At 70.0% G+C, this 26,913-nt stretch carries 27 protein-coding genes; 9 read left to right on the top strand and 18 right to left on the bottom strand.

From position 1 onward, the window contains the following. Positions 1 to 19 precede the first annotated feature (19 nt). The 7 genes from ABUL08_RS20585 to ABUL08_RS20555 form a co-directional block, all read right to left on the bottom strand. A complete protein-coding gene (locus ABUL08_RS20585) occupies positions 20 to 1,852 on the bottom strand; it encodes a VirB4 family type IV secretion system protein (RefSeq protein WP_350931566.1) in 1,833 nt (610 codons plus the stop codon). Further along, positions 1,849 to 2,811, bottom strand: coding sequence for a PrgI family protein (locus tag ABUL08_RS20580; protein ID WP_350931565.1), 963 nt, complete (start codon positions 2,809 to 2,811; stop codon positions 1,849 to 1,851). Before ABUL08_RS20580 ends, ABUL08_RS20585 begins: the two co-directional genes overlap by 4 nt. Then, complete coding sequence (locus ABUL08_RS20575; protein WP_350931564.1) at positions 2,808 to 3,722, bottom strand: conjugal transfer protein TrbL family protein; 915 nt, start codon at positions 3,720 to 3,722, stop codon at positions 2,808 to 2,810. Before ABUL08_RS20575 ends, ABUL08_RS20580 begins: the two co-directional genes overlap by 4 nt. A 2-nt stretch (positions 3,723 to 3,724) precedes the next feature. Then, entirely contained in the window at positions 3,725 to 4,081 is a 357-nt protein-coding gene (locus ABUL08_RS20570) for a pilin (RefSeq protein WP_377522555.1), read from the bottom strand. Positions 4,082 to 4,789: 708 nt separating this feature from the next. After that, positions 4,790 to 5,674 carry a hypothetical protein gene (locus tag ABUL08_RS20565; protein ID WP_350931563.1) on the bottom strand — a complete coding sequence of 295 codons (885 nt, stop codon included), beginning with the start codon at positions 5,672 to 5,674 and terminating at the stop codon, positions 4,790 to 4,792. 673 nt (positions 5,675 to 6,347) lie between these two features. Continuing rightward, positions 6,348 to 6,767 carry a GIY-YIG nuclease family protein gene (locus tag ABUL08_RS20560; RefSeq protein WP_350931562.1) on the bottom strand — a complete coding sequence of 140 codons (420 nt, stop codon included), beginning with the start codon at positions 6,765 to 6,767 and terminating at the stop codon, positions 6,348 to 6,350. A gap of 492 nt (positions 6,768 to 7,259) precedes the next feature. Then, complete coding sequence (locus tag ABUL08_RS20555) at positions 7,260 to 7,697, bottom strand: hypothetical protein (protein ID WP_350931561.1); 438 nt, start codon at positions 7,695 to 7,697, stop codon at positions 7,260 to 7,262. Positions 7,698 to 8,139: 442 nt separating this feature from the next. On the opposite strand from ABUL08_RS20555, the gene ABUL08_RS20550 reads away from it, so the two are divergent. The 5 genes from ABUL08_RS20550 to ABUL08_RS20530 all read left to right on the top strand — a co-directional run bounded on the left by ABUL08_RS20550 (position 8,140) and on the right by ABUL08_RS20530 (position 12,028). Further along, positions 8,140 to 9,069 carry a hypothetical protein gene (locus tag ABUL08_RS20550; protein ID WP_350931560.1) on the top strand — a complete coding sequence of 310 codons (930 nt, stop codon included), beginning with the start codon at positions 8,140 to 8,142 and terminating at the stop codon, positions 9,067 to 9,069. A gap of 73 nt (positions 9,070 to 9,142) precedes the next feature. Next, complete coding sequence (locus tag ABUL08_RS20545) at positions 9,143 to 10,057, top strand: TRM11 family SAM-dependent methyltransferase (RefSeq protein ID WP_377522554.1); 915 nt, start codon at positions 9,143 to 9,145, stop codon at positions 10,055 to 10,057. A gap of 108 nt (positions 10,058 to 10,165) precedes the next feature. Next, a complete protein-coding gene (locus ABUL08_RS20540; RefSeq protein ID WP_350931558.1) occupies positions 10,166 to 10,714 on the top strand; it encodes a DNA cytosine methyltransferase in 549 nt (182 codons plus the stop codon). Positions 10,715 to 11,030: 316 nt separating this feature from the next. Continuing rightward, positions 11,031 to 11,423, top strand: a complete 393-nt coding sequence (locus tag ABUL08_RS20535) for a hypothetical protein (protein WP_350931557.1) — start codon at positions 11,031 to 11,033, stop codon at positions 11,421 to 11,423. Between the two features lie 236 nt (positions 11,424 to 11,659). Continuing rightward, positions 11,660 to 12,028: a DNA-binding protein gene (locus tag ABUL08_RS20530; RefSeq protein ID WP_350931556.1), complete on the top strand. Its 369-nt coding sequence runs from the start codon at positions 11,660 to 11,662 to the stop codon at positions 12,026 to 12,028. Positions 12,029 to 12,088: 60 nt separating this feature from the next. Here ABUL08_RS20530 and ABUL08_RS20525 read toward each other — a convergent pair whose 3' ends face one another. Together ABUL08_RS20525 and ABUL08_RS20520 are read right to left on the bottom strand one after the other, a co-directional pair. Beyond that, positions 12,089 to 12,772 (bottom strand): hypothetical protein, encoded by a 684-nt coding sequence (locus ABUL08_RS20525; protein ID WP_350931555.1) that lies wholly within the window; start codon positions 12,770 to 12,772, stop codon positions 12,089 to 12,091. Between the two features lie 39 nt (positions 12,773 to 12,811). Then, on the bottom strand, positions 12,812 to 13,405 hold the full coding sequence (locus tag ABUL08_RS20520; RefSeq protein WP_350931554.1) for a hypothetical protein: 594 nt from the start codon (positions 13,403 to 13,405) through the stop codon (positions 12,812 to 12,814). Between the two features lie 286 nt (positions 13,406 to 13,691). Between ABUL08_RS20520 and ABUL08_RS20515 the strand changes: the two genes are divergently transcribed. After that, positions 13,692 to 15,161 (top strand): site-specific integrase, encoded by a 1,470-nt coding sequence (locus tag ABUL08_RS20515; protein WP_350938748.1) that lies wholly within the window; start codon positions 13,692 to 13,694, stop codon positions 15,159 to 15,161. A 419-nt stretch (positions 15,162 to 15,580) separates the two neighbouring features. Here ABUL08_RS20515 and ABUL08_RS20510 read toward each other — a convergent pair whose 3' ends face one another. The 7 genes from ABUL08_RS20510 to ABUL08_RS20480 all read right to left on the bottom strand — a co-directional run bounded on the left by ABUL08_RS20510 (position 15,581) and on the right by ABUL08_RS20480 (position 22,344). Further along, positions 15,581 to 16,459, bottom strand: coding sequence for a hypothetical protein (locus ABUL08_RS20510; protein WP_350931553.1), 879 nt, complete (start codon positions 16,457 to 16,459; stop codon positions 15,581 to 15,583). Positions 16,460 to 16,545: 86 nt separating this feature from the next. Continuing rightward, positions 16,546 to 17,661 (bottom strand): tetratricopeptide repeat protein, encoded by a 1,116-nt coding sequence (locus ABUL08_RS20505; protein ID WP_350931552.1) that lies wholly within the window; start codon positions 17,659 to 17,661, stop codon positions 16,546 to 16,548. Positions 17,662 to 17,952: 291 nt separating this feature from the next. Further along, positions 17,953 to 18,621: a GNAT family N-acetyltransferase gene (locus ABUL08_RS20500; protein WP_350931551.1), complete on the bottom strand. Its 669-nt coding sequence runs from the start codon at positions 18,619 to 18,621 to the stop codon at positions 17,953 to 17,955. Between the two features lie 44 nt (positions 18,622 to 18,665). Next, entirely contained in the window at positions 18,666 to 19,349 is a 684-nt protein-coding gene (locus tag ABUL08_RS20495) for a GOLPH3/VPS74 family protein (protein WP_350931550.1), read from the bottom strand. Positions 19,350 to 19,363: 14 nt separating this feature from the next. Next, the gene (locus ABUL08_RS20490) at positions 19,364 to 20,377 is read right to left on the bottom strand and encodes an acetamidase/formamidase family protein (RefSeq protein WP_350931549.1); all 1,014 of its coding nucleotides are present in this window, start codon (positions 20,375 to 20,377) and stop codon (positions 19,364 to 19,366) included. Continuing rightward, the gene (locus tag ABUL08_RS20485; protein ID WP_350931548.1) at positions 20,374 to 21,780 is read right to left on the bottom strand and encodes an APC family permease; all 1,407 of its coding nucleotides are present in this window, start codon (positions 21,778 to 21,780) and stop codon (positions 20,374 to 20,376) included. Before ABUL08_RS20485 ends, ABUL08_RS20490 begins: the two co-directional genes overlap by 4 nt. A gap of 210 nt (positions 21,781 to 21,990) precedes the next feature. Further along, entirely contained in the window at positions 21,991 to 22,344 is a 354-nt protein-coding gene (locus ABUL08_RS20480; RefSeq protein WP_350938746.1) for a helix-turn-helix domain-containing protein, read from the bottom strand. Positions 22,345 to 22,597: 253 nt separating this feature from the next. On the opposite strand from ABUL08_RS20480, the gene ABUL08_RS20475 reads away from it, so the two are divergent. The 3 genes from ABUL08_RS20475 to ABUL08_RS20465 all read left to right on the top strand — a co-directional run bounded on the left by ABUL08_RS20475 (position 22,598) and on the right by ABUL08_RS20465 (position 24,473). Further along, positions 22,598 to 23,341, top strand: a complete 744-nt coding sequence (locus ABUL08_RS20475) for a DUF5919 domain-containing protein (RefSeq protein ID WP_350931547.1) — start codon at positions 22,598 to 22,600, stop codon at positions 23,339 to 23,341. 3 nt (positions 23,342 to 23,344) lie between these two features. Beyond that, complete coding sequence (locus ABUL08_RS20470; RefSeq protein WP_350931546.1) at positions 23,345 to 23,815, top strand: NUDIX hydrolase; 471 nt, start codon at positions 23,345 to 23,347, stop codon at positions 23,813 to 23,815. A 91-nt stretch (positions 23,816 to 23,906) separates the two neighbouring features. Continuing rightward, entirely contained in the window at positions 23,907 to 24,473 is a 567-nt protein-coding gene (locus tag ABUL08_RS20465; protein WP_350931545.1) for an HD domain-containing protein, read from the top strand. A gap of 117 nt (positions 24,474 to 24,590) precedes the next feature. Here ABUL08_RS20465 and ABUL08_RS20460 read toward each other — a convergent pair whose 3' ends face one another. Together ABUL08_RS20460 and ABUL08_RS20455 are read right to left on the bottom strand one after the other, a co-directional pair. After that, on the bottom strand, positions 24,591 to 25,475 hold the full coding sequence (locus ABUL08_RS20460; protein WP_350931544.1) for a phosphotransferase family protein: 885 nt from the start codon (positions 25,473 to 25,475) through the stop codon (positions 24,591 to 24,593). Between the two features lie 7 nt (positions 25,476 to 25,482). Beyond that, a complete protein-coding gene (locus tag ABUL08_RS20455; RefSeq protein WP_350931543.1) occupies positions 25,483 to 26,850 on the bottom strand; it encodes a hypothetical protein in 1,368 nt (455 codons plus the stop codon). Between the last annotated feature and the right edge of the window lie 63 nt (positions 26,851 to 26,913).

Raw genomic sequence — 26,913 nt, 5'->3', positions numbered from 1 at the left:
GATAGGGCACGCAGGGGTGTCACAGGTCCTCCTCCCCGTCGTCGGAGTCGAGGTCGGCCAAGTCGGACGGCTTCGTGGTCGCGAGAAGATGTTCGGCCTGCGACGAGATCGACTCGAACGCGGTCCGGTTCGTACCGGAGATCAGCAGGCCGTGCCCGACCCGGGCCGACAGCAGCATCCGCCGCTCCCCGCCGGTCAGGCCGAACGCGTCGGCGACCTGGTCGATGGCCTGCGGGGCCTGCTTGAGCAGCACCTGCGTGGCCGCGTTCGACACGACGGCGTGGCCGAGGTCGGTGCCGAGCACGTCGGCGACGTCCTGGGTGATGACCGACAGGCCGGCGTTGCGCTTCCGGCTGGCCTTCGACATCTTGAACAGGAACCGGGCGCCTTCACCGTCTCGCATCAGCAGCCACGCCTCATCCACCACGACCAGCCGCCGGCCTTGCGGGCGGGATCCTTCGTGGGACCGCCGGTGTTGGGGTGGGAGGTCGACCTGCCGCCAGATCTCGTCTAGGGCGAGGAGGGTGCCGACGGCGCGCAGTTCGTCTGGCAGGTTTCGCAGGCTCCAGACGACGAGGTGCCCCTGCGGGCGGGTCGTGGTCGGTGAGTCGAACAGGTCGGAGAACGAGCCGGCCACCCACGGGGCGAGTCGGGCGGCCAGTTCGTGGGCGGCGGCGTTGTCGTCGGCCCGTAGGGTCGCGGCCAGATCGCGCAGCAGCGGCGCGGGCCGGTGGTGGGTGGCCGGGTCGGCGGTGATGCCCGCCTGCCGGTACACCTGCAGGATCGCCCGGTCCAGGGCGGCGCTCTCGGCCGGCGGCGGCAGCTGCCCCAGCAGCACCGAGATGAGGGTGTGCAGGAACAGGCCGCGGCGGGTGAGCACGTCCGGGCGGGTGTCCGCGGCCGGCAGGTCCAGGGGGTTGATCTTCACGCCGGGTGCGCCGAGTCGGACGATGGTGCCGCCGACCGCGTCGGCCAACCGGAGGTATTCGTCCTCCGGGTCGACGACGGCGACCTGCACCCCCTGGTAGAGCTGGCGGAGGATGTCGAGTTTGACGAAGTAGGACTTCCCGGCGCCGGAGCGGGCCAAGATCACGCTGTTGTGGTTCTCGCAGCTCCAGCGGTCCCACCAGACGATGCCCTGGGAGTCCGGGTTGACCCCGTAGAGCACGCCGCCGGTGGTGGCGGGGTCGCCGGGCAGCGGTGCCGGCAGGTCCGCGCTGGCGAGGGGGAACGCGGCGGCCAGGGCCTGGGTGTCCATGGTGCGGCGCATCTGCAGCGAATCGGTCGCCAAGGGGAGGGTGGTGGTCCAGCCGGGCAGGTGCCGCCACGTCGCGGGCTGCACCTCGATCAGCGTGGACGCGGCGGCGGCCTTCACCTGCGCGCACGCCTCGAGGAGTTCAGCCTCGGTGCGGGCGTGCACGGTCAGGTACAGGCCCACGCGGAACAGCTTCGCCGCACCCCGTGCCAGGCGTTCGGCGAGGTCCGCGGCGTCCTCGGCGGCGGCCTCCACGTACGGGTCGGTCAGCTTGCCCTTCTGCTCGTCCGCCCGCCGGGACGACTCGAACCGGGCCCGCTGGTTGCGCAGCCGCGACGCCGCCACCGGTGCGGGGATCGGGTCGATGTGCAGGGCCAGGTCCAGCCGGCCCGGCCAGGACAGCAGCGGCTCCAGCCACGCCGGCCCGACCTCGGCCGGATACCCGGTCACCACCAGGGTGGCCGCGTAGCCGTCCCCGACCCGCAGGAACCGCGGCGTCACCTCCACCGAGGCCGGGGCCACCGTCGCCGCGAGTCCTGCGGACGGCGGGCTGGTGCTGTCGTCGATCGGGGCGCGTCGGCGCTTGACGGAGATCATGATGTCCTCCTGGTACGTGGCCTCCTCGCCGGAGGCGCGGTGATGGTGGTGTCGGGGGCGGCGAGGCCGCCGGGGCGGGGCGGCCGGTAGGGGTCCGCCGCGGCCGCTAGGGCGGCGGTGGTCGCATGGCCATCCAGGGCGCGGGTGGTGACGCCCAGCCCGGCCAGCGACCGGACCGTCTGGTCGGCGCGGCGCCGGGCGGCGTGCTCGCTCCGTTCACCGCTGGTGGTGCGGGTGACGATGAGGACCTGCCGGCGTAGCGGGTCGCGCCGTTCGGCGAGGTCGTCGAGGAACCGTGCGTGGTCGGCTGCCGCGTCGGCGAGAGCCGGGTGCGGCATCTCGTCCGCCGTTTGGGCGAGGGTGCGGGCGGCGGAGTGCAGGTCGACCGGCTGCGCCGACACCACGATCTGCGTCGGCGTGGACAGGCTGTTGAGCCACCGGCCGAAGGTGTCGACCAGGGCGGCCTGCTCGTCGGCGGTGCGCAGAGCGAGGTTGACGCTGGTTGCCGCGACCATCGCCGCCTTCACCCCGCCGAGGCTGATCTCCCCGTGGTCGTCGATGGCGTCGGCGGGCAGTTTCAGCGGCGCCGGCAGCATCACCTTCGACGCCGGGGCCTGCACCCAATCGGGTGTCTTCGCGGTGGTGTCGGTGGTGGACAACGCGCGCGGCGCCCGGGAGTGGCGCACCGCGGCGGCCAGCCACATGTCCATGGGCAGTCCGTCGCGGCGGCCGACAGCGAGGCCGAACACCAAGCCGCCGAGAACGACGGCCGCGCCGAGCAGCACCGGTGCGGGCACCACGGTGTGCAGGGCCTTCCAGCCGCCGTAGAAGACGACGGCGGCCACCGCCAAGATCGCCAGTTGCCGGAACGTCAGCCCGTAGAGCACCTTGTCCGGCGCGTCCACGTCGGCGGGCATGCGGGCGGTGACGGCCTGTTCGTCGCGGCGGGCGCGGCTCATCGTCGCACCGCCCCAAGGCCGGGGATGCGCAGCCCGCGGGTGAGTTGCTGCACCACGACGACCCGCACGACCGCGCCGAGTGCGTTGCCGCCACGCCCGCCTGCGCCGCTGGTGGCGTAGCGGCGCATCAGACCCGGCACCTTGAGCGTGGTCCACAGCAGGACCATCACGACGAACAGGTTGAGCACTCCACCCGGTTCGACCGGCAGGCCGAGCAGCGGCAGCATGGTGCTGGTGTCCAGCAGCATCCACTGGCCGGCGAACAGCACGAACGCCTGCACCACCGGGATCGCCAGCATGGCGACGTACGACCGCCACCACAGGCGGGCCACGCCGTCGGTCTGCGGCAGCGCGTGGCAGGCCAGCGCGATCGGCGCGACCGCGGTGAGCACCAGCGCGACCGCGAAGCGGACGATCACACTGCAGGCGGTGGCGGCGAGTAGGAACACGATGATCGCCAGACAGACGACGAACAGCAGACCGGCGGTCTGGTCACGCGCGGCCATCAGGTGGGTCTTGACGGCGTCGAGGGCCCCGTCGCCGTTGAAGTCCTGCGCGGTCAGGGCAGCGGTGAACGCGTTGGCGTACTCGATGAGCGTGCCGGCGATCAGTTGGGAGAAGTGGGCGGTGACGAACCCGACGACGCACCGCGGCAGGAGATCCTTGGCGGTGTAGCGGGCGCGTTCGTCGCCGCCGGCGACCATGGTCAGGACACCGGCGGCGACGAACACCAGGACGAAGACGGTGTCGACGACCCAGATCGACCGTCCGGTCAGGGCCTGCACCTGCGGCAGGCTGGTGACGTCCGGGGTGATCAGCAGCGCGTGGGTGACCGCGGTGATGAGCCCGTTCAGACAGTCCAGCAGCAGGCCGGCGAACCAGTCGAGGATCTGGTTGAGCGCCCAGGCCATCGTCAGCCTCCGACGATTCCCTGGACGACCTCCAGCAGGATGGGCGCGAGCACGGCCAGGCCGTAGCCGATCAGGGCGTTCTTCAGTGCGCCCTTGGCCTTGTCGACCTGGGCCGGGTCGCCGCCGGCGGTGGCCCAGTACACCCCGGCCAGGACCAGGAACAGGGTGGCGACGGCGGCCAGGATGCCCATCACCCAGGTCTGCAGGTTGGCGATGACGGTGGGCAGGTCGTTGGCGGCCAGGACGACCGGGCCGCCGGGGTCGGCGTAAGCGACGGCCGGCACGGCCAGCGTCACCACAGCTGCCGCCGCGGCAGGCGCGGCGACCCGGGCGACGAGGCGGAGCGCGCGGGTCGTCATCGGTGCGTGGGAGAGGGCGGTGGTCAGGGCACGGGAACGTGCCAACAGCGGGCGGAACATGATGGCTGCACCTCCCGCCCCGGCTCGCGCCGGGGCGATTCGTCGAAACGGTGGGCGGAGAGCCACCGCCGGGCTCGGGAGACACACGTCGGCCGGGAACCGTGGTGAACCTCGGGAGGAGCTCGTCCTCCCGTTCGGGTTGGCGATGATCGATGAGGTGTCAGCGCATCAACGTGGCGCGGCACCCGAGGCACCCGGTCCCGTGCCGACCCGGCCTCCCGGCCCGGCGGCGGGCGGAATCAACCCCCTGCCTGACGCCGTGGTGGCGTCGGAGGAGTTCCGCACCCTCAAACCGGCGTTTGTGAGCTGTGGCGAACACCTGCCGATCCCACAGCGCTCCGACACGACCTCACAGACCTCTGACAGCCCTGGTCAGCGGCCTGTCCGACGATCGTGCCGCTGGTGGCGGACCTCGCAGTCGGCGTCGGCGCCGGAATCTCACAGCCGCCGGATCAACGCCCCACCGGGGCCGCTGTCAGATCCGTGAGAGATCCGTCAGACCCGCTTGGCAATGGCCACGGCGGGTCTTCCCCGTACGGGGGTGGGGGCCGGTAGCAGCGGTGAGAGGTGGCGGGTTCGTCGCACGCGCTCGCGGGCCCGACCAGATGGTCGGGCCCGCGAGCGGAGAGCCTGCGGGATGGTCGGCGGTCAGGCGGCTGCCAGCGTCACCTGCGCCGCAGGATGCCGCGCGCTGCCGCCGCGGGCAGCCCGGATGTGCTGGCGTCGCTCGGCCGCGGCGGCGAGGTCCTCCCGCGCCCGGGGTGAGGTCGCCTCGGTGAGCATCCCGGCGACGAGCGCGTCGGCGATGCGGACGTCGATGCGCTCGACACGTCGCCGCAGCGTGTCGACCTCCAGGCCGAGGCGGGCGGCGATGGGTTCGATGGCCCGGTGGCCCAGCCGCACGTCAATGTAGGGCTGCTCGTCACACGCGTCGACGATGCCCAGCTCGACGGCCCGACGTACGAGGAGGTCCGGATGCCCGTAGGGCCGCGTCGGGGTGCGGGGGCCAGTGACGTGTTCGAGGTCGTCCACCGGCACGGCCTCGGCGCCGTCACGCTGCCGCAGCTCGTGGCCAGCCCGCCAGGCCGCCATGCACAGCGCCGCGTACGGCGCCGGTTTGGCCAGGTCGACCCGGTCGCGCAGGGCGGTCAGGAAGCCGGTGAGGATCTCCGCGTCCAGGTCGTGGGCGTCGCCGGCCCAGCCGGTGTGCAGCCGGCCGGCGTAGCGGCGCAGTGCGGGCATCGCCAGGGCGACGGCGGCAATGACCCAGGCGGGTCCGTCGAGGCGGGCGCGGCGGATCAGCTCCCGCCACACCACGTCCCGCGCCGTGTAGGCGCGGGGATGTGCCAGCAGCCACTGCCGCAACGCCGACAGCCCGATGACACCGCGGGGCAGACTGCTGTCATCGCCGAGCTGGCCGACAAGCGGGCCGAGGTCCAGTGACAACGGGTCGGGGTCGCATGTCAGGTCGGCGAACGCGGTGTCCACGGCGTCCAGCGGCGAGTCGGGCCAGTCCTTGGCGGAGGCGGTCATGTCACGAACTCCCATGTCAAAGACGAATGTCGATGACGGGCCGGAGCTGTGCAGCCGGCGCGCCTGACCGCCATTGCGCCACCCCGGTCTCACGGACCCCTGACAGCGCAGGCTGCGCAGGTGTGGACATCGGGGTCGACGCCGTCAGCCGCCCACCGGCCACCCCTCACTGACGATCGACGTCGACGTGCGTCATCGTTCTGACAAAGCCACGTTGACCTGCGCGCTGACACGACCGGAGACGGCGGACATGGTCCGCAGCGGCGGCCGGCCGGTGAGGACGCGGCACCGCCGCGGGGGTCTGATAACGCATCCCGGCCGGTCTCACAGCGCCTGACAGCGCCTCACGGCGCAACGGTGTCAGACCGCGACCGGCTGGAGGTCCCCGCCGACTGTCGGCGTCCCGGGCGCCACCGCGTCGGCTGACAGCGTCCGCCCGGCGGGCCGAGACGATCTGACAAGCCGCTGTCCGAATGACAGACCCGGAGCCCGTGTCCTCGGTGACACCGCTGCCGTCCGAAAAGCCAGACAGCCGGTCTGACAATGTCGTTCAGCATCCCCTGTCATCGGCGCATGCCGCTGTCGGGGTCGAGGTGGTCGTGACCCTAGGTGTCTGACAGACCTCAGTTGATCTCGGGCACCTGAGCCTGCCAGCAGCCGGCCTGCCACAACTTCACTTCCAGCATTGCTCTCTGCACGAAGTGGTGACGAAGTCCCTCAGCTCGTAAGTCCATAGGAACCACTCGCGGCCTGCCCCGACGCGAAGGTGACGGAAGCGGTGCTGCAGGTCGGTCTCAGTCGCATGGCGCCGATCCCGGTCGGGCTCGTAGATGACGTGCGCCAAGTGCAGTTCGGCCGAGTTGCCGGTCTGGAGGTTAGCGAGTCTGAGACGAGGGTCGTTGCCTTGACCGATCTTGACCCGGTCGGGTGTCCCGCCGTTGAGCCTGTCGCGATACTCAACGATGAAATAGACCCCAGGGATGTTGTGGGGGTCGTGGGGCGGGTAGTCGGGGTCGGTCAGGACCTCCTTGGGGGTACCACGATGATCGCGGAGCAGTTGCTCAATCCTCCTGCTTGCGGCCTTTCTGTTCATCACGGCTCTGCCCACCCGGTGCGGGTGCCGACTGGAGCGACGTCGCAACGGGGTTTGAGGACCCGGGCAAACCCGAAGGCCTCAAGGCCGAGTGCCGGTGCGCTTGGTGGAGGGACTGCCATCGGAACGGGATTGGTCATGACCAACGGTTCTACTCCACGCTCGCCACGTTAGACATAACCAGAGCGGACCGTTCCGCCTGTGTCGCCACCAGAACGGCAGGCTATCGCCCTCATCGCGCTCGAGCCTGGTTGAGATGAGCAGTGCTACGGACATCGAGGTGACAACCGAGCGCTGACATCAAGCGAAAGGTCTCAGCTGCCGAGCTGCCCGACAACGTTGACTTGGATGCGACGGCCGCGACTCTGCCCGTCTCATCCAACTTGCTCGAGCTCAGCTCAGCCTCACTGTAGTGGGGGCACCTTCGCTGAGGAGTTACATCGACTTCCGGGATGAAGGACGGGCCCGGCCCGCCGGCCGGGCCCCGAATGGTCACTCGTCGGCCGCGAAAGGACCGTTGGCGTCATACCAGTCAATGAACTTGCTAACTGACCCGCCGAAGTCGGCGCGGATGCGGTCATGGATCGCCCGCTGGTCGTGGCCCTGCACCCACTCGCCGCGGGCGACGGTCGAGCCGCATCCGCAGCGGCAGGTGGCCATGTCAACCGGGTCGGCCAGATACAGCACCGGGAACCGGCTGGTGGACTCCGCCGGGTCCGGTTTGCCCACGAACTTGTCATGCACGGGGTCGCCGGACTGAAGGATGTCGCCAGCGAACGCGCGCCGGTCACCCTCCTGCCGCCACTCTGCGATCCGGATGGCCATCACGCTCTGCCCGCCCGCTACGACGACGGCGTAGCGCTCCTGTTCGGCGCGCTGATTGAGGCGCCACCAACCGCGGGCGGCATCGTAGACCTCCTTCTCCGACATGGTCGGATCCCATCCAGCGTGCTGACGAGGCAGGAAGGGGTGCGAGCCCTGCTCGTCCCCTACGTATGTGCGCTGACTCAGCTTGATCCGCAACAACTTAGACCTCCTAGCGGCCGATGCGTGCTTGGAACAAAGACCATAGAACCACTAGCCCCTCTTTAAGGCAAGGGTCTGTCCACCGCGGAGGGCGTCGAGCAGTTGATCCGTAGTGGGCCGCCTGATTGACGAACCCAGCGGCCCGAGCCCTAACGGAGAACATGCAGTTCAATCGCAAAAGACAGTCTGCGAGGGCATCCCGGATGGCTACGACGAGCCACGTGGACACGGACCCGCTGTCAGACATCGGTGAGATCACCGTGAGATCGGCAGGTGTTCGCCACAGCTGACAAACACCGGTTTGAGGGTGTCAGCGCACCACGGCGCGGCGCGGAGCCGACACCACATGAGCGAGCACACGCCGCGGCACCACAACCCGCATCCCGATCCCACCGTCGACACCGGCCCTCGGGCCGAAGTCGACCCGACACCGACCGACCTGGTCGCCGGCGACCCGCCGGTACCGCTCACTGTCTGGCGCACCGCCCGCACCCCGGACGACGCCGGACGCAGCATCGGCACCCGACTGGCCGGCCGCCTCATCAGCGCCTACAGCCGCCCCGGCGAGGCGGTCGTCGACCTCACCACCGACCATGCCCTCATCCAGGCCTGCGCGGCCGGGGCGCGCCGTCACCACCCGGCGTGGTTCACCGACGCGTCCAGCCTGATCATCGGCCCGGCCACTGCGGTCCCGCCCGCCGGCACCACCGGCGGTGCGGATCTGGACGGGGAGGACGACCTGCCTGAGATGGGCGCCTGGTTCGGTGACGATCTCACCGACCCGCAGCTGCACTCACCGGCCGGCACGGCGGCCGCCCTGCCACCCGGCGGCTCCCTGCAGGCAGCGACCAGTCTCGTGGTCGCCTGCTGGCCCCTCCACGAGAGCGCCGCCGCCAACCGGGTGCGGCTGGCGTGGCTGCTGACCGGCTGCGCCGCGTTGCTGCAACCGGGCGGCTGCCTGATCCTCGTCGTCACCGTCCCGGCCGGCGCCACCGCCGGCCCGGAAGACTTCTCCGGCGTGGTGCAGGCCGCCGCCGGTATCGGACTGGGCTACCTGCAGCACCTTGTCGCCGTCACCGCCGACACCGACGGGGACGCGTTCGTCTACCACGTCACCGACGAGGAATTGCTCACCCTCACCACCGCCGTCGATCAGCGGTGGCAGGTGGCGCACCTGCGCGTCCACGCGGATCTGATGGTCTTCAGCCAGGCCCAGAGCCAGCGCCACGCCCCGCCTCGGCGGGGCGGGCGGGAGGGCGGTGGTCGCCGTGGCTAAGCACCGCGTAGACGCCGCACCGGCCGAGCCCGACGAGCAGAGCACGCCGGCTGCCGCCACGAGCGTCAGCCCGATCGGACGTCATCGGGCTGTTCCCGGCCCGGAGAGCCTGTCGGTGTGGGCGACCGCGCAGGCCACTGGACCGGTCCAGCGCCGCGGTCGGTACGTCCGCGAGTCGGTGCAGCACCCGGCGCGGATGCTCCCGGCGATCGCGGCGCACGCCGTGACCGCCTACACCCAACCGGGGGACTTGGTGCTCGACCCGATGTGTGGGATCGGCACCACCCTGGTTGAGGCGATCCACGCCGGCCGCGACGCGATCGGGGTGGAGTACGAGTCCCGCTGGTCCGACATCGCCGACGCCAACATCACCCACGCCCACACCCAGGGCGCGACCGGCCGGGCCGGCGTCATCCGCGGCGACGCCACCAGCATCCTGTCGCTCGTACCCGGAGCCCTGGCCGGGCAGGTCGCCCTCGTGGTGACCTCGCCGCCGTACGGGCCGACCGTGCACGGCCTGGTCCGGCCCGGCGCGGACGGGGTGGCGAAGTTCGACAACGCCTACAACGACGGCACCGACCGCGGGAACCTTGCCTACCGCGACCTCACCGGACTCGCCGACGGGTTCGCTCAGATCCTCGCCGGTTGCCACACCCTCCTCAAGCCTGGTGGGGTCGTCGTGGTGACCGCCCGACCGTGGCGCAAGCACGGTGAACTGGTCGACCTGCCCAGCGCGGTCATCGGCGCCGGCATCCGGGCCGGCCTCACCCCGGTCGACCGGTGCGTGGCGCTGCTCGCCGCCGTCCGCGACGGCGGGCTCGTCGCCCGCCCGTCGTTCTTCCAACTCCAGGCCGTCCGTAAGGCACGGGCCGCCGGCACCCCCATGCACCTGATCGCCCACGAGGACGTCCTCGTGTTCATCAAGAGCCAGACCGATTCGGATGTAGGAAGCCCAAAGGACACCCTCGGGGGAGGGGTGGTCGCGTGAGTGCGCCTGCCCACCGCCACCCGAGCCGCATTTCTCGAGCGCAGACCTGCCGCATTCTGCGGTTGGCGGCGCGCGGTGAGGATCCGACGCTCGACGCGGCGGAGGTGCGTGATTGACCACCAACCCCCACCGCGCATCGGATCGCTGTGCACCGGCTACGGCGGCCTTGACCTGGCCGTCGAGCTGGTGCTCGGCGGCCAGCTCACCTGGTACGCCGAAACTGACCGGCACGCCGCCACCGTCTGCGCCCACCACTGGCCCAACACACCCAACCTCGGTGACATCCGCACCGTCGACTGGACCCGCGTCGCACCCGTCGACGTCCTCACCGCCGGGTTCCCCTGCCAGGACATCTCCAACGCCGGCAAGCGCGCCGGCATCACCGGAGCGCACTCCAGCCTGTGGAGTGCCGTCGTCGACGCCGTTCGCGTCCTTCGACCGCCGCTCGTGTTCGTGGAGAACGTCGCCGCGCTCCTACGGCGAGGGTTCGACGTCGTCGAAGCCGACCTGGCCGCGATCGGGTACGACACGAGCTGGACGTGCCTACGCGCGTCCGACATCGGCGCCGCCCACCGCCGCGACCGGCTGTTCCTGCTGGCCGCACCCGCCGGACGAGTGGGAGGAGGTGCGGACGCTGCCGACACCGTGCGCCCGTGACGGCAAAGGACCCGGCCTTCCGTACGGGCTGCCCGACCTCATCGAACCGTCAGGCTCGACCTACGGCCTCCTATCCACCTCCACTGCGGGGCGCAGCGCACGCGACGTTGAGCACCGGCATGCGCGGGCCGACGGCGCGCGTCTGCTGCCCACCCCCAGGGCGAGTGACACCGGGACGCCCGGACGACGTGCGGGGGCCGGGTTTCGGCCCCCGCTATCCCAGGTGCTCCTGCCCACCCCACGGGCCACCGACGGCGAGAAAGGTTGCCCTGGGCAGCGCGGCTCACACGGCGACCTGACTCTCCCTTCCGCGGCGGTGCGGGTCCCGACCCGGCTCCTGCCCACCCCGCGCGTGTACGACGGGTGCGGTCCCGGGCGGCATGGCGACGGTGGCGCGGACCTGCGCACCACCGTTGCTGGGCTCGGGCAGCCCGACGAGCAGCGGTGGGGCGCCTACGCCGACGCAGTCGCCCGCTGGGAGCTGTTGCTCGGCCGGCCCGCACCGGCACCCACGCAGATCGGCCGGCACGGCAAGCCCGTCCTCGCGCCGCCGTTTGTGGAGTGGCTCATGGGCCTCAACCCAGGCCATGTCACCGGCCCCGACCTGGGGCTGCCGCGCACGCGCGCGCTGCGGGTCCTCGGCAACGGCGTCGTCCCCCAACAGGCCGCCGCCGCCCTGCAGCTGCTGCTGTGCCCACACAGGTGGTAACGGCAGAAGGTTCCTTGGCCTATTGACATGGCCAGTGATGGCGCCGGTCGAGGCCAGGGTGCCAGTGAGATCCCGCTAACCAGCATCGGCGTGCTCCGTGCCTCCACGGCCTCGCTCCGCAGGCGGCACCGCCAGTCCGACGTGACGGCGGTGCCGCCTGCGGATAGCCAGCCCTTATCTGAACCCAGGACCCCACCGCCCCTGCGGCTGCCGGTCCGAGATTAGGAGTCAAGCCCATGCGATCAGCACGACGAACCCGCAACCTCACCCCTGCCGCCAACCCCGACAGCGACGACGCAGCTTGTACCTGGACCACGGAGCGCATCCTGGCGCTAGGGGCGACCACGGATCTCGCCACCGCCGCCGCCATCCTCGGCATCTCCCGCTCGGCGGCCTACAAGCTGGCCGCTCGCGACGCCTTCCCGGTGCCAGTGTTCCGAGCCGGCGCGTACTACCGCGTGCCGACCGCCCCGATCCGGCGGAAACTGCACCTCGATTCGCCGCCGGTACCGACATCTGGTGACACCTGCGGGGCGGGTGCCGACGAGGACGGTGGGTATTCGGGCGGGGCCAGGGACACCACGGGCTGCAGCCCTCGGCCGTGACCCCGCGGGTAGGAGGCCCAATGCGCGGCTCCGTACGCCATGCCGGTGCAGTCGCGCCGACTACTGCTCGACGATGCCGGAGAGGAGCCGGACCAGGGCGCGGCGCAACACCCGCTCGATGTCATCCACGACGGCTGACAGGTCGTCTGTCGGCTGACCGGTCAGCGTGCGCAGTTCCCGCCTGCTCGGGTCGTCGCCGTGCATCTCGTCGTTGCGGAGCCGGTATCCCAGACGCAGGAGTGCCTCGAGCCGCTCGGGCGGCGCCTGCAGGACAGGGTCGTCCGCCAAGAGCGCGGTCGCTCCGGCAACGATCTTGTCCTGCTTGCCGGGATCCGCTGGCAGGCCTGGCAGTTTGATGAACAGCACTTCGGCGCAGACGATCAGGTCGATGAGCCGGTCGGTCGGTACCCGGTCGGCCCCGGCCAGGACCAGCCGGCGCAGCGCGGTTTGCAGACCCCGGTTCGCCCGGACCGCGGGATGCGCGAGGAGGTCGTACACCTCGCGCACCGCCTCCACCTGCTCTTGCCCAAGGATCGTCGGTCGCTCCTCGTCGAAGGTGGGTAGCGCCGACAGTGACGCCGTCGGCCCCAGGCCCTGGGGAAAGTCGTCGTCCGGTGGGCAGCGGATCGCCCGAGTCGCGGTGACGGACCCGCCGCACACCAGCCGAAGCGCAGCCACGAGACGGCTGGCTGGCTCGACCAGCGCGCCTGAATCCGGCGCCGTCGGTTGGGCGGGCACGTCCATGGCCGAGCAAACCGGGTACGAGGTGCAGCGGGTCAGGGTTCACTGGTGGAACCGCGACACGGTCACCGAATTCGGGCCGCCCGCGAAGGCGATCGGCACCGCGAGGTAGCCGATCGCGGCGCTCACCTGCCGGTCGCTCATCGCTTGCAGCACCAGGCCGTCCGGCAACGTGACCGCCTCGACGCCCGCGGTGGGGGTGAAGGCGTTGAGCGGGACCACCTCGACCAGCCGCGCCCGCGTGGCCAGCAGACCTTCCTCCAACCTGCTGTACGCGGCGTCGAATGCCTCCTGGTCGAACCGGTAACCCCCGACGGCGGCAACCATGGGTTCGAGGACGTGCTTAACCAGCGTCCACCCCAGTTGCCGGAGCGTGAGGGCGAACTCCACGCCGACGAGGCAATCCACCCGCTCGCGCAGCACCTGATCGGCGACCACGACGGCCCGCACCGGCCCCATCTCGGCGAAGGTGTCCAAGAACCGGTAGTCGGTGACCCGGCCCGGCATCTGCCAGGCGTCGCGCCGAATCGCGACGAATGACTCTTGGTCGCAGCGGTGCCACTCGCGAAAGTCGGGAACGGTCGCGAACACCGGCACGCCGTCGCGAGCCGCGAGGTCGCTGAGCACCGTCGCCATCAGCTGGGCTACTGCCGCCCGCAGCTCCGGGCGTCGCACCCGACCCCTTGCCACGTCATCTGCCGCCACCATTGGCCGTCCTCCATGCCCGATCTCACGCGAACCGGACAGGATCCCAGACTCCCCAGCAGGGCGCATCTGACTTTCGCCGGTCACCGGCCCCAGCGCATGGCCCACCCACCGGGCCTGGAACCGCGGCGACTTGATCGTGGCCGCCGGTCACGCGTGGATGTCGATCGACCAAACCGATGCCCCACCACCCAGACGAACGGGAGCACCACCTCCGATGCCAGACGGAAGCATCTTCAAGCGTTGCGGCTGCCGCCACCCCGACACCGGCAAGCCACTGGGAAACGACTGCCCGAAACTACGCCGCGCGAACCGAGCCTGGAGCTCCGACCACGGCCACTGGGCCTACCAACTTGAACTACCACCCACCACCGATGGCGGGCGCCGGCAGTTACGCCGCTCCAGCTTTCCCACCCGGCGTGCCGCCGCCGACGAACTCGACCAGGCCCGCGACCTGCTCGCCCTCGCCGACGGTGACCGGCGCCGCCGTACCGAGATCGCCGACCTGCTGCAAACCGCCGTACGCGCCAAGCGTCCCCTGCCCGAGGTCGACCGCGTCCGCCAGCGGCTGCGCGGCGACGGTGCGCTGGCCGACATGCCCACCGTCGCCGAGTACCTCACCGGCTGGCTGACCCACCTCACGATCGACGCGAACACGCAGCGCGGCTACGAATCGATCGCTCGGGTCCACTTGATCCCACACCTGGGCGACATCCCGCTGGACAAGCTGCGCACCACCCACATCCGCGCCATGTTCGCCGCCATCGAGCGCCGCAACGACGAGATCGCCGCCGCGAAAGCGAGCACCGACCCAGCCGTCCGCGCGTCCGTCACCGGCGTGCGACCCACTGGTGCCAGCACACGCCAGCGCATCCGCGCCTGCCTGCGCAAGGCGATCAACGACGCCCTCGCCGACGAACTCATCGTCGGCGCCAACCCCGCCGCCCTGGTCAAGGTCCCCGCCGACCGGCCCCTACCGATCGTGTGGGAGGACGAACGCATACGGCGGTGGAAGGCCACCGGCGAGGTCCCCGGACCGGTGATGGTGTGGACCGACTCCCAGGTCGGGCAGTTCCTCGACTACGCCGCCGTACACGCCCCCGACCTGCACCCGATGTGGCACTACATGGCCTACCGCGGGCCCCGCCGCGGCGAGGCGTGCGGCCTGCGCGACAGCGAGGTACGCCTGCACCGCCGCGAGACCACGATCAACAACCAAATCGCCACCCACGGCTACACCGCCGTGCAGAAACCGCCGAAGAGCAGGGCCGGAAACCGCGACGTCGCCCTCGACATCGACACGACCAAAGTCCTCACCGCCTACAAGGCCCGCCGCGCCGCCTGGCAACTCGCCGCCGGCGACACATGGCCCGACACCGGCCTGTTCTTCGTCCGCCCCGACGGGCAACCATGGCACCCCAACGCCGTCACCCAACGGTTCCGCAAACTCGTCCGCAAAGCAGGGCTGCCCCCCATCCGGCTGCACGACCTGCGCCACAGCGCCGCCACCATCGCCCTCGACGCCGGCGTCGACATCAAGGTCGTCTCCGAGCAACTCGGCCACTCCACCACAACCCTGACCCGCGACACCTACCAGAGCGTCACCAAGCGGATGCACCAAGACGCCGCCGATGCCGTCGCCAAGAAGATCAACCGGAAGCGCCGCAGTCCCCGCCTCGCAGGGTGATACCACTATCGTCGCCGAGCTGTAGCAGGCCGCCCTCCTACGAGGCCTCGGTCATTCCCCCGGACGACGCTCGCGCCGTGAGAGGTGACGGCCAGTGAATGAGGCAGCGGGCAGCTTCGACGATGATCCCGACAATTTCAGGCAGCTCGGCCGGGGTAGCTGCGTAGGGTATGAGGTGCTTGCCGGGTGCGGGCTGCGACCGGGTGCGCGCGTCTCGGAGATTAGGGCCCAGAGCGGGGCAGGTGACTCGGTCCCCTCATGGCCGCTGGCGCGTCGGCGCTGGCCGTGGAGATCGGTGGTCGGCTGGCGGCCCGGCGGCGAGCGAACCTGGCGGGCCACGACGTGACCGTCATCGAGGGCGACGTCACCACCGTGCGGAGCCGATGCGCCGGTGCACGCCCTCGAGCGGACGGGGCAGCTCAGGGCCGCCCGCCAAGCGTTGCGGTGTCGGTGCCGGTGTGGCCGTGTTCGAGGATCAGCACGTAGGAGAACAAGCCCGCCTTCGCGCCGTGCACTCGTTCTTCGGCAGAGAGGATCTCGCCTGTGCGGGGGTGGACGATGAGCTGCGTCTGGGAGTTGTCGGCACTCACGGTGAAGCCGAGGCCAGTTCGTCCGGCGAGGTCAGTCTGCTCGCCCTGGTAGGAGATGGCCGGCACGTCTGCGAGGACTCCCAGTGCGGCTGCGCGCTGTTCCTGATTGAGGTACTGGCTGGTGGCGACACCGACGACGCCTTGGACGAGCATGCGCGGGTACGCGGGCTCACCAGCCAGTTCGCGTGGGGCCAGCGCACCAGCAAGCTCGGCGATGTCGGTGGTCAGCGGTTCGGGAAGGTAGGGCTCGAGTTCGCCGCTGACGTATCGCGTCGTCTTCGTCCCGGCAGCGGCGAACTGGCGGCGCTCGTCAGGTGTCGGACGGTGGGCGAGGCCACGCACGTCGGGGAGCCGGCGCGTCACCTCGCGGCCGGAGTCGTCGGCGTCGCGGCGCCAGCGCTGTAGGTCCGAGCGGGTGATGACATTGGTGGCACGAGTCCAGGATTGGGTGTGGAGGTAGGTGTAGGGCAGGTCGATGGTGCGATCGGCGGGGGCGACCGTGATGGTGCCGGCGAGCAGACGCAGGCGCTGCGGTGGGGTGAGGCCGGGCGCGGTCGCTACGAGTGCCGGGGATGGGGGCGCCGGAGGCGTCGTGGGGGATGGTGTGGCCGGTGTCGGGCTGGCGGGTCCGGGTTGGCAGCCGGCGAGGAGGAGGCCAGCGATCAGTCCTGCCGACCATCGGCGCGTGGTGGGGGTGGTGCGGAGCAAGGTGTTTGGTGTCCTTTCGATGCGCATTTGTTTCGGGTGCGCCCAGGCCGGTTGTCCCGGTTGTGGGTGGTCAGGTGCGCGGCGGTCTAGCTGGCGCCGGGCGTGGCGGGCGTTGCGATGTGCGGGGGATGACCCGGCGGGCCGGTAGCTGTGGTGTGCATGCGGTACAGGGCGGCTGTCATGCGCGCGATGGCGGGGTGGTGGGGATGGACACGGCGGTGGTCGGCGATGGTGCGGGCGAGGAGTTGCTGCGCCGGTTCCTGGCGGCCGTGTTCGTACAGGACGACGGCGAGGGTGGCTTGGGTGGCGAGGGTGGGTAGTGCGTAGGGTCCGTCGGCTTGGGTGTGGTGGCGGATGAGGTCGCTGTAGCAGTCGGCGGCGGTGGTGAGGTTCCCGGCGGCGCGGTGGGTGGCGGCCAGGACGCGCAGGGCGGCGCGGACTTCGGGGTTGGTGGGGTCTCGGAGGAGGTGGCGCAGGCTGCGGTGTCCCCATTGGGCCCAGGGGAGCGCGGCGGCTGGGTCGCCGTTGGTGAGGGTGAGGGTGGCCAGGAGCGTGGCGGCGCGGGCGGTCGCGGTGTCCAGGGCGAGCGTGGCGCTGGTGGGGTCGATGTGCAGGAGCCCGCTGTGCAGGACGTCGATGGCACGCTCGGGCTTGTTGTTGGCGGTGTGGCGCTGGGCTAGGTGTAGACGCTGGGCCATGGCCATCATCGGGCCGGTGACCTGTAGGGAGATGGCTCTCCAGGTGATGTGCAGGTCTGTGCCGGTGGCGCCGACGGTGACGCGTTGGATGGGGCCGAGCGCGTAGGAGGCGGCCTGGGTCGTCTTGCCGGTTGGGACGAGGTGTGGGGTGCGGTGCAGGATCACTGCGGCGACGGCGTCGCGGATCTCATCGGCCGGTACCGGTGTGCGCCCGCAGGACGGCGCGCACAGGTAGACCCTGCCGCTGCCGGGCAGCTGGATGAGGATCATGGATCGCGCGCAGGTGTGGCAGGCCAGGAGGTCGGGTGGCACGGGCGCGGCCTGCACGGCGCGGGCCCGCGAGACCCATTCCTCAACCGTCGCGGGCGACAGGTGGTGGCTGCGGGCAACGTCCCGGGGCGCTTGGTGCAGGCCGTGGACGGCGGCTTGTTCGATGGTCGCGGCGACGACCTCGGCGACGAAGGCGGGTGTCCACGCGGGGACGGCTGTCGTCCGCGTCGGCATCGGCGTTCCTTCCCTTGGGGTTCATGGTTGCGTTCAGGCGGTGGGAGCAGCGCCGGGTTTGTGAAGTTCGTAATGACCCCGCAGACGGCGCATGTGGGCGGAGGGTGTGGCCGGCGACGACAGTGGGGGGCTGTCGTCGCCGGCCACGTCGGTCGCCGCTGCCCTCCCTCAACGGGCGGGCGACCGGCTCGAACACCCCGATGTGGGCCCAGCGCAGATGTGGGCGGCGACACGGGGCGGTGTCAGAGAGAATGCGGTGCGAGCTGTGACCTGGCCGCCGGAACCCGGGGCCTAGCGTTGGGCGTCGGACTGGGCGCGCGCCGCGGCGGTGACGGTCGCTGGCGTGGCGGTGTTCACCGGCCAAGAGCCGCGGTTCGGGTGAGGGTTGCGGCGCATCGGAGCGATGACCGGCCCGTCGGGCAGGGCGAGCGCGGGCCTCGGGAGGTAGCCGTACCGGTGGTACAGGTCCTGGCTGTTGGGCGCGGTTTCGGTCCACGAGGGCATGTCGATGCGGTCGAGGCGGCTCTCATGGTGGGTGAGCATCGCCGCGCCGACACCGCGCCGCCGGGCGGCGGGAAGGACGGCGAGAACTGCCAGGTGGTAGTGAGGTTCGGTGGGTCGGACCTGGGTGAGTAGTTGGTCGAGGAGTTCGAACTGCCGCGCGTGCGGGCCGGCGGCGTCGGCCAGTCGGCTGCGGTAGTTCGACGGTGGCGGGATGCTGCGGTAGCGGTGAAACCCCATCGCGGCGGCGCTCAGGTCGTCGGTGATCTGGATGTCGCCGAAGAACATGGCGTGTTCCACCCAGATCACCGCCACGTCGGCCAGGATCCGCCGTCGGCAGGTCGGATCGGGCACCAGCCACTGGGCGAGAGGGCCGGAATGCAGGGCGTCGGCGATCAGCGCGGCGACCGGTTCCTTGTCCGCCCACCGGGCGGCACGGATACGCGGAATGACGTCCATAAGATGCCTCCAAGGGGCAGCGGATCGGGTGGGATGGTGCGGGCTCACCGGTAGGCGGCGGTGGCGAGGTCACCGACGGCGGCGTCGACCGCGGCGGTGATGTCGCGTACCTGCCGGTGGTGCTGCGCGGCAATGGTGCGCAGTTGCACGGTGAGGGCGGCGATGTCGTCGGCGAGGTACAGGTGGTTGGTCAGGCCGAGGGTCGCGACGAGGCCGCCGAGGGCGGCGGTGTGGTTGTCGGGCTGGTCACGGCCGGCGGCGATGTAGTGCAACCGGGCGCGGGCGACGACCGGCCACTTGAGGTCCGTGGGCAGGTAGCGGTCGGTGCGGGCGAGCCCTCCCAGGCGGCGACGCACGTCGTGGCGCAGGATCCCGCCAGCGTGCAGGCCGGCGCGGGTGCGGTCGTACAGGTCGTCGGCGAACCCGCGCAGCCACCTCCGCAGCGGCGGGGTCGGGTGGGCGTAGCGGATGGAGGCCAGGGCGGTGTCGGCGATCAAGTCCCCGACCGGGCGGTCCAGGTGCAGCCACAGCCGCTGCTCCTCGCCCGATTGGGTGTCGTCCGTGGTGTCGAGACCGATCCGCCCGGCGAGAAAGAGGTCGATGAGCACCGCACCCGCCAGGCCGAGTGCGAGGGCCTGGCGGTGGATGTGTGGCTGGCCGGTGTCGTCGTCGTGACCGAGCAGGAACAACTCGTCCCGCAACGGCAGCTGGGGGATGGAGGAGGCCATGTGGATCCCGCCCTCTACCTCGGCCCGTCGGTGTGCTGCCGGAAGCGGGCGTGCACCCCGTCGTAGGCGGCTTGCGGCTGCGGAAGCAGTACCTTGTCGACGGCGGCGAGGAGTGTGTAGTTCGGGTCGCAGACGTTGCCGATCGGCGCCCGTCCCGCCTGTGACACCAGCTGGTAGGCGTCGAGCTGCTCCAGGCCGGTGAGGTCTACCACCCAGCCGACCAGGTCGCGGTGCGCAATCCGGTACGCGTCTTCAAGGGGACGGGCGCAGCCGACCGACATGATCGACGTGTCGGTCTCCAGGCGGGGCCACACCGTCGGGACGCCTTTGATGACCTCGATGATCAGGCTGGTGGTTGTGGCGATCTCCACCCCGACGCCACAGGCCTCACCCTCGCCCTGGCAGGCGTGGCCGTCGCCGAGGGCCAGCATCGCCCCGTGCACATTCACCCCCAGGTACAGGGTGGTACCGGCGCGCAGCTCCGGTGTGTCGAGGTTCCCGCCATGGCTGTCGGGCACGATTGTCGAACGCGCCTCGAAACCGCCCGGCGCCACGCCGACGGTGCCGATCATCGGGTCCAGCGGCAGGTCGACCGTGTGGTCGCTGTCGGTGGCGTGGAAGCGGACCGTGCCGGCCTGCTGGTCGATGTCGTATACCCACACCCGCTCCTCGAGAGGCGGCTGCAGGGTCGCCGTATGTGAGGTGGAGGTCAGTGCCCCGAAGTGCGGGAACGTCGAGGAGACTCCCCAGTCGCGGGCCGGAACGATCGAGGCGAGGTGGACGGCGAGGGTGTCGCCTGGCTCTGCATCCTCGACGAAGAACGGCCCGGACACCGGGTTCAGGTAGGGCATGCGGCACACCTGCGACGGCAGGTCCGCCGGACCGCGCACCAATCCGCCGAAGCAATCCTCCGTGTGCACCCGTAGCACGTCGCCGGAGCGGACGTGGGCCACCGGCATCCGCCCGCCGAAGGTATAGGCCAGCTCGTCGCGGGCGGGCCGGTAGGTAATCGTGTCCATGGTCGTCACACCCGCTCGACGTGGCGGGCCTGCGGCTGCGCGGGCGCCAGACCCGACAGGGCGGGTCTGCGGCCGGACAGGTACAGGCCGGCGAGCACGACCACGCCGAGGGCGAGCCAGGCCAGACCGAGCCGCTGCGCGGCGATGTTCGCGTTGACCACCACGTAGGCGAGGATCACGAAGCCGATACCAGGCATGACCAGGTGCGCCCACCAGTTGCCGCTACGTCGGCGGATGAGGTGGTGCACAACGACGGAGACGTGCAGGACCAGGAACGCGACCATCGCCCCGAAATTGATCAGCGACGACAGCAGCGTGATCCCGTCGGCGCGGGTGGCCATGTACAGGCCGAGGGCGAGGGAGACGGCGCCGGTGAGCAGGGTGGCGTTGAGGGGCACGTTGCGGCGGATCGACACCTTCGCCAAGAAGGCGGGAAGCTGCCGGTCCCGGGCCATCGCGTACAGCAGCCGGGACGTGGCGACCTGGGCGACCATCGAGTTCGGCAGGCCCCACGCGATCGCGGTCGCGACCGCGCACAACGTCGCCAGCCAGCCTCCGCCAGCCACCTGCGCGGCATCGTAGAAGGCGGTGCCGTTCGGATCACCGGCACTGAGCAGCGAGGCCGGCTCGGGGACGAGCATCGCGGCCAGCCAAGTCTGGGCGATGAACAGCACGCCGGCCAGGACGAGGACGGCGGCCATCGCCCGGCCGATCTGCCGGGAACCGCCCTTGGTCTCCTCCGCCAGCATGCTGATCCCGTCGAAGCCGAGGAAGGACAGCACCGCGATCGACACGGCGCCCGCCACGAGAGACCAGGTGAACGTGTCGGAGTTGTAGAACGCGTCCCAGCTGAACCGGCCCCTGCCCGAGGCGAGAGCCCAACCGGCGACCGCGAGGAAGACCGCCAGGACGATCAACTCGCCGACGAGCATCACCCGGGTCACCACGGCGGTCATACGGATCCCCACCGAGTTGACGACCGTATTGACCGCGACGAACCCGAGCAACCACACCCACACCGGCACCGCAGGCACGGTGGCGTGCATCGCCACCGACGCCACCAGATACAGCAGACCCGGCACGAGCACGTAGTCGAGCAGGATCACCCAGCCAGCCAGGAACCCGACCGGCGCGCTGATGCCTCGGCCGGCGTAGTTGTAGACACTGCCCGACATGGGGAACGCCTTCACCATCTGGGCGTAGGAGAACGCGGTGAACACCAACGCCACCACACCAACCGCGTACGCCAGGGCCACCATCCCGCCGGAGCCGGCGTACACGCTGCCGAAGATCGCCATCGGCGCGATCGGCACCATGTACACCAGCCCGTAGGCCAGCAGGTCCCGAAATCGAAGCTGGCGCGCCAACTCCTGGCGATAGCCGTAACGCTCAAGCTCGCTCTGTTCGTACACCTAGAAACCTTTCTCAAGCACAATAGTTTGATGAATTACGTCCACCAGGAGGAGAAGCACCGACAGCTAATCGTCGATGCATGGTGACCATCGACGATTGCGTGCTTCCCGAGTCGAAACCAGCCCCACGGTGGCCGGCCACCATGAGTCCCCTCGGCGGTGAAGGACCGCGATGCGCCGCAGACCTACGGTGCCGCCGGCTGACGTGCGTCACTTCTCGTACGCGAGCCCCATCAGACCCCGTGGGATGTCGAGTCTTTCGGCGATCCGTTCGAGCACGTCATAGGAGGTGACTCGTTGGCGCCCCTGAATGACCGCTCGAACCTGGTTTTCCGTGGTTCCGGTGGCTGCGGCGATCGCCGCCTGGCTCCATCCCCGCGATTTGAGGAAGCGGAACAGGGACCCGATGTCACGCTGACGCAGCAGTTCGGCAAGTGACCGGCCACCGAGGTGCCCGTCGATCCACCAGCTCGGATCGGTCTGGCCGTGGGCCTGCCACTCCGGATACCTCGTGGTCTGCTCCCTCACCGCAGCGGTCGTGGTGGTGCCGGTGTTCAGGGCCATCGTGGTCAAGGCGTCCTCCCCCGGAACGTGCTGTGATGCCAACCCGAGAGCTGCTGCGAGCCAGCCTCGGCGATGACAGATGTGCGGCTTACTTGCGTCCAACCGCGCCCCCCGCCATCCGATCGCTGATCGTGGGGATCCGGCCACCGCCGGTCAGGGACTTTCGCGGACGTCTCGACGGGGGTATAAACGCCCCTATGCGTCCCTCTTCGGCTCTCGGCCTCTGATGCCGAACGAGCGTCTGCGGGGAGCCGTGTCAGCAAGAGAGCTGACTACTCAGCGCTGCGCAGAGCTGCTCGGGGTCGATCCGAAGACCGTGGAGCGCTGGATCACCCGTGATCGCGTTCCGCACCGCGCTCACCGCGTTGCGGCTGCAGACCTGCTGGGTGTAGACGAGACATATCTGTGGCCGTCGGTGGTGGACGATCTCAGGACGGTGTCCGCAGGGCGTGCCGAGATGGTTGAGTTCTATCCGTCCAGGTCGGCGGTGCCGCTGGAGCTGTGGAGGTCGCTGATCCAGCAGGCGCGGGAGTCGGTCGACATCCTCGTCTTCGCCGGGTTGTTTCTGCCCGAGCTTCACGACATCACCCAACTCGGTGAGCGAGCCCGCCAAGGCTGCCGAATACGGGTCCTGCTGGCCGATCCGAATGGTGCCGCAGTGCGTCGCCGGGGAGACGAAGAGGGCTTCGGGGTTGGGCTGGCCCACCGGGTGCTGCTGAGCCTGCGTTACTACGAGCCCATCCTGGCCATCCCTGGCGTGGAGGTCCGGCTGCACGACACGACGTTGTACGCGTCCATCTTCAGGGTGGACGAAACCATGCTGGTCAACACCCACGTGTACGGATCTACTGCTGCTCACAACCCGGTGTTACACCTACGGCGCGTGCCTGGCGGCCGAGTCGTTGACCACTACCTCACCAGCTTTGACCGGGTTTGGACCCATGCTAAGCGCACCTCGGACATCAACGCGGTGATCGCCGCGTTCGACGGGAGATGACGGATGCCACGCCGCGACTTCTTCAACGACCCTGACGCCCCTAAAGCCAACAGCGTGGTGCCGTCGGTGGTCGCGGCGGTTCGTAACGAGCAGGGCGAGTTGTTGATGATCCACCGCACCGACAACAACCTGTGGGCTCTTCCTGGCGGCGGACACGACATCGGTGAGTCGATCTCTGACACGGTAGTGCGGGAGGTGCGCGAGGAGACGGGCATCGAGGTGGAGGTCACGGGCCTGGTCGGCACGTACACCAATCCCCATCATGTGATGGCCTACGACGACGGTGAGGTGCGCCAGCAATTCTCGCTGTGCTTCACCGCCAGACCTGTCGGTGGGAATCTGAGGACCTCCAGCGAGTCGCGTCAGGTCCGCTGGGTAGATCCCGCCGAACTCGACCAGTTGGACATCCATCCCTCAATGCGACTGCGTATCGACCACGCCCTCGACGGTCGGACCGCGCCGTATATCGGCTGACGTCGGAGGGGGCGTTTCCCGGCCCGGGGACGTCCCAAGCGTCTCGCCGAGCTGGTAGGGCGGCGGCCCGCTGTGCCGCTACGTTCGGAGGGTGTCTGACCTAACGGCCAACGCCAAGGACCTTGCTGCTGGTCTTCTCGACTTCCCACAGATGGCCCGGCGTTGGGCTCACGTCCAGGGTGTCGGCGAGCGGGCCACGGAACTCACGAGCACGGTGGTGCCAGCCGATCGTGACCTGCTGGTGGCAGCCGCCTGGCTACACGACGTTGGTTATGCGCCTGACCTCGTGGACACCGGCCTACACTCCCTCGACGGCGCCCGATACCTGAGACGTAACGGCTACCCGCTGCGGCTCGTCGGGCTGGTCGCCCATCACACCTGCGCCCGCATCGAAGCGGCTGAGCGCGGCCTGGCGGACCAACTCGCGGTCTTTCCGCTCGAAGAGGGACCCCTGATGGACGCGCTCGTCACTGCAGACCTCACGGTCGGACCGCAGGGACAACGTCTCGAGGTCGCCGAGCGCATCGAGGAAATCCTTCACCGGTATCCTCCGCAGAGCCCCGTTCATCGGGCGATCCAGCGAGCAGAGCCACTTCTCAAGGCGCATGCCCGCCGAACACTGGGTCGGCTCGACGCCGACGAGCAACCCCCTCCGTGACATTCGACGTGAGACTGGTTGGCCCGGCCCATGGTCTGTATCGCCGACGACTGGAGGCGGAACGGACTGTCCCGGCGGAGGGCTCTGACTGCCCGACCGTCAAGCCGGGCCGGGAGGTTAGAGGATGCGCCACCGGACGACTTCCTGGTCGCCCCGTCTGAGGGCGATGATGCGGCGGAGCACCTCGGCCTCGGCATCGGTGCCGGGACGGGACTTGCGGGCGTTGGTGGCGATCATCTGTAGTTCGCGGAGTTGGCACAACTCCTCGAAGCCGCGCCACGAGGTGACATCCCAGCCGTATGTAGCGGTGAAGTCAGAGAAGGCGGCAGGGCCCGGTGGGGTAAATCGGCGACAGTGCACAGCGACGGTGGCCAGGTCCCATTCCCGCGGACCGACGGCGGCGCCGTCCCAGTCGGAAAGTACTGGCGTGCCGTCGAAGCGGCGTAGTGCGTTGCGCGTCTGGGGATCGGACTGGATCAGGCTCGCGCCCCGAGGAAAGCTCATCTCACGCCAGCGGGCCGCGAGTGGTTCGAGACGCTTCAGCAGCAGGTCACGGTCCCTCGCGGTGAGGATGGTCGACCTTTGCACTGACCGTCGGATGCTGTCCACCGGCTCCAAGGTCGGCAGGCTCACCGGAGGAGCCGGCAGGGCGTGCAACTGCCGGAGCAGAGTACCCAACTCGGCCATTGTCACCGGAGTGTCGTTCGCCGGATCGAGCCGCTGCCAGACAGTCACGGCATGCTCGCCCACCAGCATGGGTTGAGGCAGGCGCGAGCTGAGGCCAACAGTTGGGAACCCCTGACCAACCAGCCACCGCACGACGGCCACCACGGCACTCATACGCTCCACGCCGAATTCCGCCGGAGCGATCTTGACCACCACGTCGCCGACCGCGTACACCGCGTTCGTGTGATGCCGGATCAGGACAGCGTCGGCGTCGGACAGCTCCAGGCGACGACACACCTCGGCGAGCGCCGGACGTGTTCGCGCTTCGACGAACATGGGGCCCCTAGGAATCGAGCGCGGCAGTTCCGGCAGCAAGCGTACGGGCGCGCTCCCGGCAGGCGCGCACATAGTCCGTCAACTCGGTGGTCTCGCTGCCGCGATGTCTCACCGGAATCGCCGAGACCACGTCGCTCGCCCTCGTCAGGACGATCTCCGTGCGCTGCGCCTCGGGCAGGGTGGCGACGGCGTCGAGCGCCGACGCTGCGGCCTCTGCCGCTCGCCGGTCACGCACCAGGCACATCGATCGGTCGAGCGCGAGGAGAGCGGGATCGATCGGCACCGAAGGCGACGGCCCGTAGAGGCGCAGTGCCTCGTCCTGCACCCGGTAGGCCTCGCTCGTGTCGCCCAGCCAGGTACTCGCTCCGGACAGGTAGAACAGCATGCGCTTCATCGGAAAGCGGAAGGCCGTGTCACTGTCGTCATCGCCGACCTGGTCGAACATCTGCCGGGCCTGGACGATCGCCTGCCGCGCCTGCTCGGCCGATCCGAGCCGGGCCAGCGCCCGGGCGCGTCCCGCCGCGGCAAGCGCCGCGGAGGACGACGGCGTCGCGGTGACCGCCAGCGCTGCCTCCGCCAGGACGACCGTCTGCTGCAGGTCACCGAAGTAGTAGGGCAGCATCGCCGCTTGGGCGCGGACCAGCACCCGTAGCCGGCTGTCCGAGCTGTCATCTGCCGCGTGGATCGCTGTCCGGTACCACAGGCGTGCCTCGCCCACGTTCCCGAGCCGCATGAGCGCGTCGGCACACATGGTCGCTAACAGAGCCGCCGCGCCGGAGAGCCGCGACTGAACCGCCGCTGGCTGTCTACGCCGGGACAGAGTCTGCACCTCGACACACTCGGCGGCCAGCCGCGACAGCATCACCCTAGGCGGGGCTGCCGGATAGATCCGCATGTGCTCGCCGGCCGCTTCCTCGATCAGGTCGAGTTGTCGCGGAGCGACGGTTGATGAGGCGAGCGCCTCGTCCAGCCCGGTACGAAGCCGGACGAGCGCGGTGATCATTTCATCGGGCCGGCCTCCTGCTGGTCGCCCGCTGGTTGGGAGGTCCGCTGAACCTTCCATCTCCCGGTCGAACGAGGGCCTCGCATCGCCCGTCGCGTCCTGGCCCAAGCCCATCCAGGCCCGGGGAACACCTAGTCCGACCGCGATGCGTTCGAGGACGTCGTAGGCCGTTACCTGACGCTTGCCCTTGGTGATCTCGGCGGCTCGATTCGCGGACACGCCGACCAACGCGGCGATGGTGCCGTAGGAGACCCCACGCGCATGTAGGAATCGAAACGTGGCGGCGACGTCACGGCGCTCCAGGAAGTCGCGGATCGGTCGACCCTCCCAGACGCCCGACGTCCACCAAGACGGATCGACCTGGACGCCCACGACAACCTCCCGTCAAACGAACGACCTTGATCGATATGTGATCACTTCGTGTCGCTGGCGACA

Source organism: Micromonospora sp. CCTCC AA 2012012, assembly GCF_040499845.1.
Classification (GTDB): Bacteria; Actinomycetota; Actinomycetes; order Mycobacteriales; family Micromonosporaceae; genus Micromonospora; species Micromonospora mangrovi.
The sequence above is the reverse complement of the archived record's forward strand: the minus strand, read 5'-3'. Positions and strand labels throughout refer to the sequence as shown.

What these genes read in the sequence shown, in the direction of transcription:
- ABUL08_RS20585 (WP_350931566.1), bottom strand. Translation starts at nt 1,852, where the DNA reads ATGATCTCCGTCAAGCGCCGACGCGCCCCGATCGACGACAGCACCAGC.
- ABUL08_RS20550 (WP_350931560.1), top strand. Translation starts at nt 8,140, where the DNA reads ATGAGCGAGCACACGCCGCGGCACCACAACCCGCATCCCGATCCCACC.
- ABUL08_RS20470 (WP_350931546.1), top strand. Translation starts at nt 23,345, where the DNA reads ATGCCACGCCGCGACTTCTTCAACGACCCTGACGCCCCTAAAGCCAAC.
- ABUL08_RS20575 (WP_350931564.1), bottom strand. Translation starts at nt 3,722, where the DNA reads ATGGCCTGGGCGCTCAACCAGATCCTCGACTGGTTCGCCGGCCTGCTG.
- ABUL08_RS20555 (WP_350931561.1), bottom strand. Translation starts at nt 7,697, where the DNA reads ATGTCGGAGAAGGAGGTCTACGATGCCGCCCGCGGTTGGTGGCGCCTC.
- ABUL08_RS20500 (WP_350931551.1), bottom strand. Translation starts at nt 18,621, where the DNA reads ATGGACGTCATTCCGCGTATCCGTGCCGCCCGGTGGGCGGACAAGGAA.
- ABUL08_RS20515 (WP_350938748.1), top strand. Translation starts at nt 13,692, where the DNA reads ATGCCAGACGGAAGCATCTTCAAGCGTTGCGGCTGCCGCCACCCCGAC.
- ABUL08_RS20525 (WP_350931555.1), bottom strand. Translation starts at nt 12,772, where the DNA reads ATGGACGTGCCCGCCCAACCGACGGCGCCGGATTCAGGCGCGCTGGTC.
- ABUL08_RS20505 (WP_350931552.1), bottom strand. Translation starts at nt 17,661, where the DNA reads ATGCCGACGCGGACGACAGCCGTCCCCGCGTGGACACCCGCCTTCGTC.
- ABUL08_RS20580 (WP_350931565.1), bottom strand. Translation starts at nt 2,811, where the DNA reads ATGAGCCGCGCCCGCCGCGACGAACAGGCCGTCACCGCCCGCATGCCC.
- ABUL08_RS20560 (WP_350931562.1), bottom strand. Translation starts at nt 6,767, where the DNA reads ATGAACAGAAAGGCCGCAAGCAGGAGGATTGAGCAACTGCTCCGCGAT.
- ABUL08_RS20460 (WP_350931544.1), bottom strand. Translation starts at nt 25,475, where the DNA reads ATGTTCGTCGAAGCGCGAACACGTCCGGCGCTCGCCGAGGTGTGTCGT.
- ABUL08_RS20565 (WP_350931563.1), bottom strand. Translation starts at nt 5,674, where the DNA reads ATGACCGCCTCCGCCAAGGACTGGCCCGACTCGCCGCTGGACGCCGTG.
- ABUL08_RS20520 (WP_350931554.1), bottom strand. Translation starts at nt 13,405, where the DNA reads ATGGCGACGGTGCTCAGCGACCTCGCGGCTCGCGACGGCGTGCCGGTG.
- ABUL08_RS20570 (WP_377522555.1), bottom strand. Translation starts at nt 4,081, where the DNA reads ATGACGACCCGCGCGCTCCGCCTCGTCGCCCGGGTCGCCGCGCCTGCC.
- ABUL08_RS20495 (WP_350931550.1), bottom strand. Translation starts at nt 19,349, where the DNA reads ATGGCCTCCTCCATCCCCCAGCTGCCGTTGCGGGACGAGTTGTTCCTG.
- ABUL08_RS20480 (WP_350938746.1), bottom strand. Translation starts at nt 22,344, where the DNA reads ATGGCCCTGAACACCGGCACCACCACGACCGCTGCGGTGAGGGAGCAG.
- ABUL08_RS20530 (WP_350931556.1), top strand. Translation starts at nt 11,660, where the DNA reads ATGCGATCAGCACGACGAACCCGCAACCTCACCCCTGCCGCCAACCCC.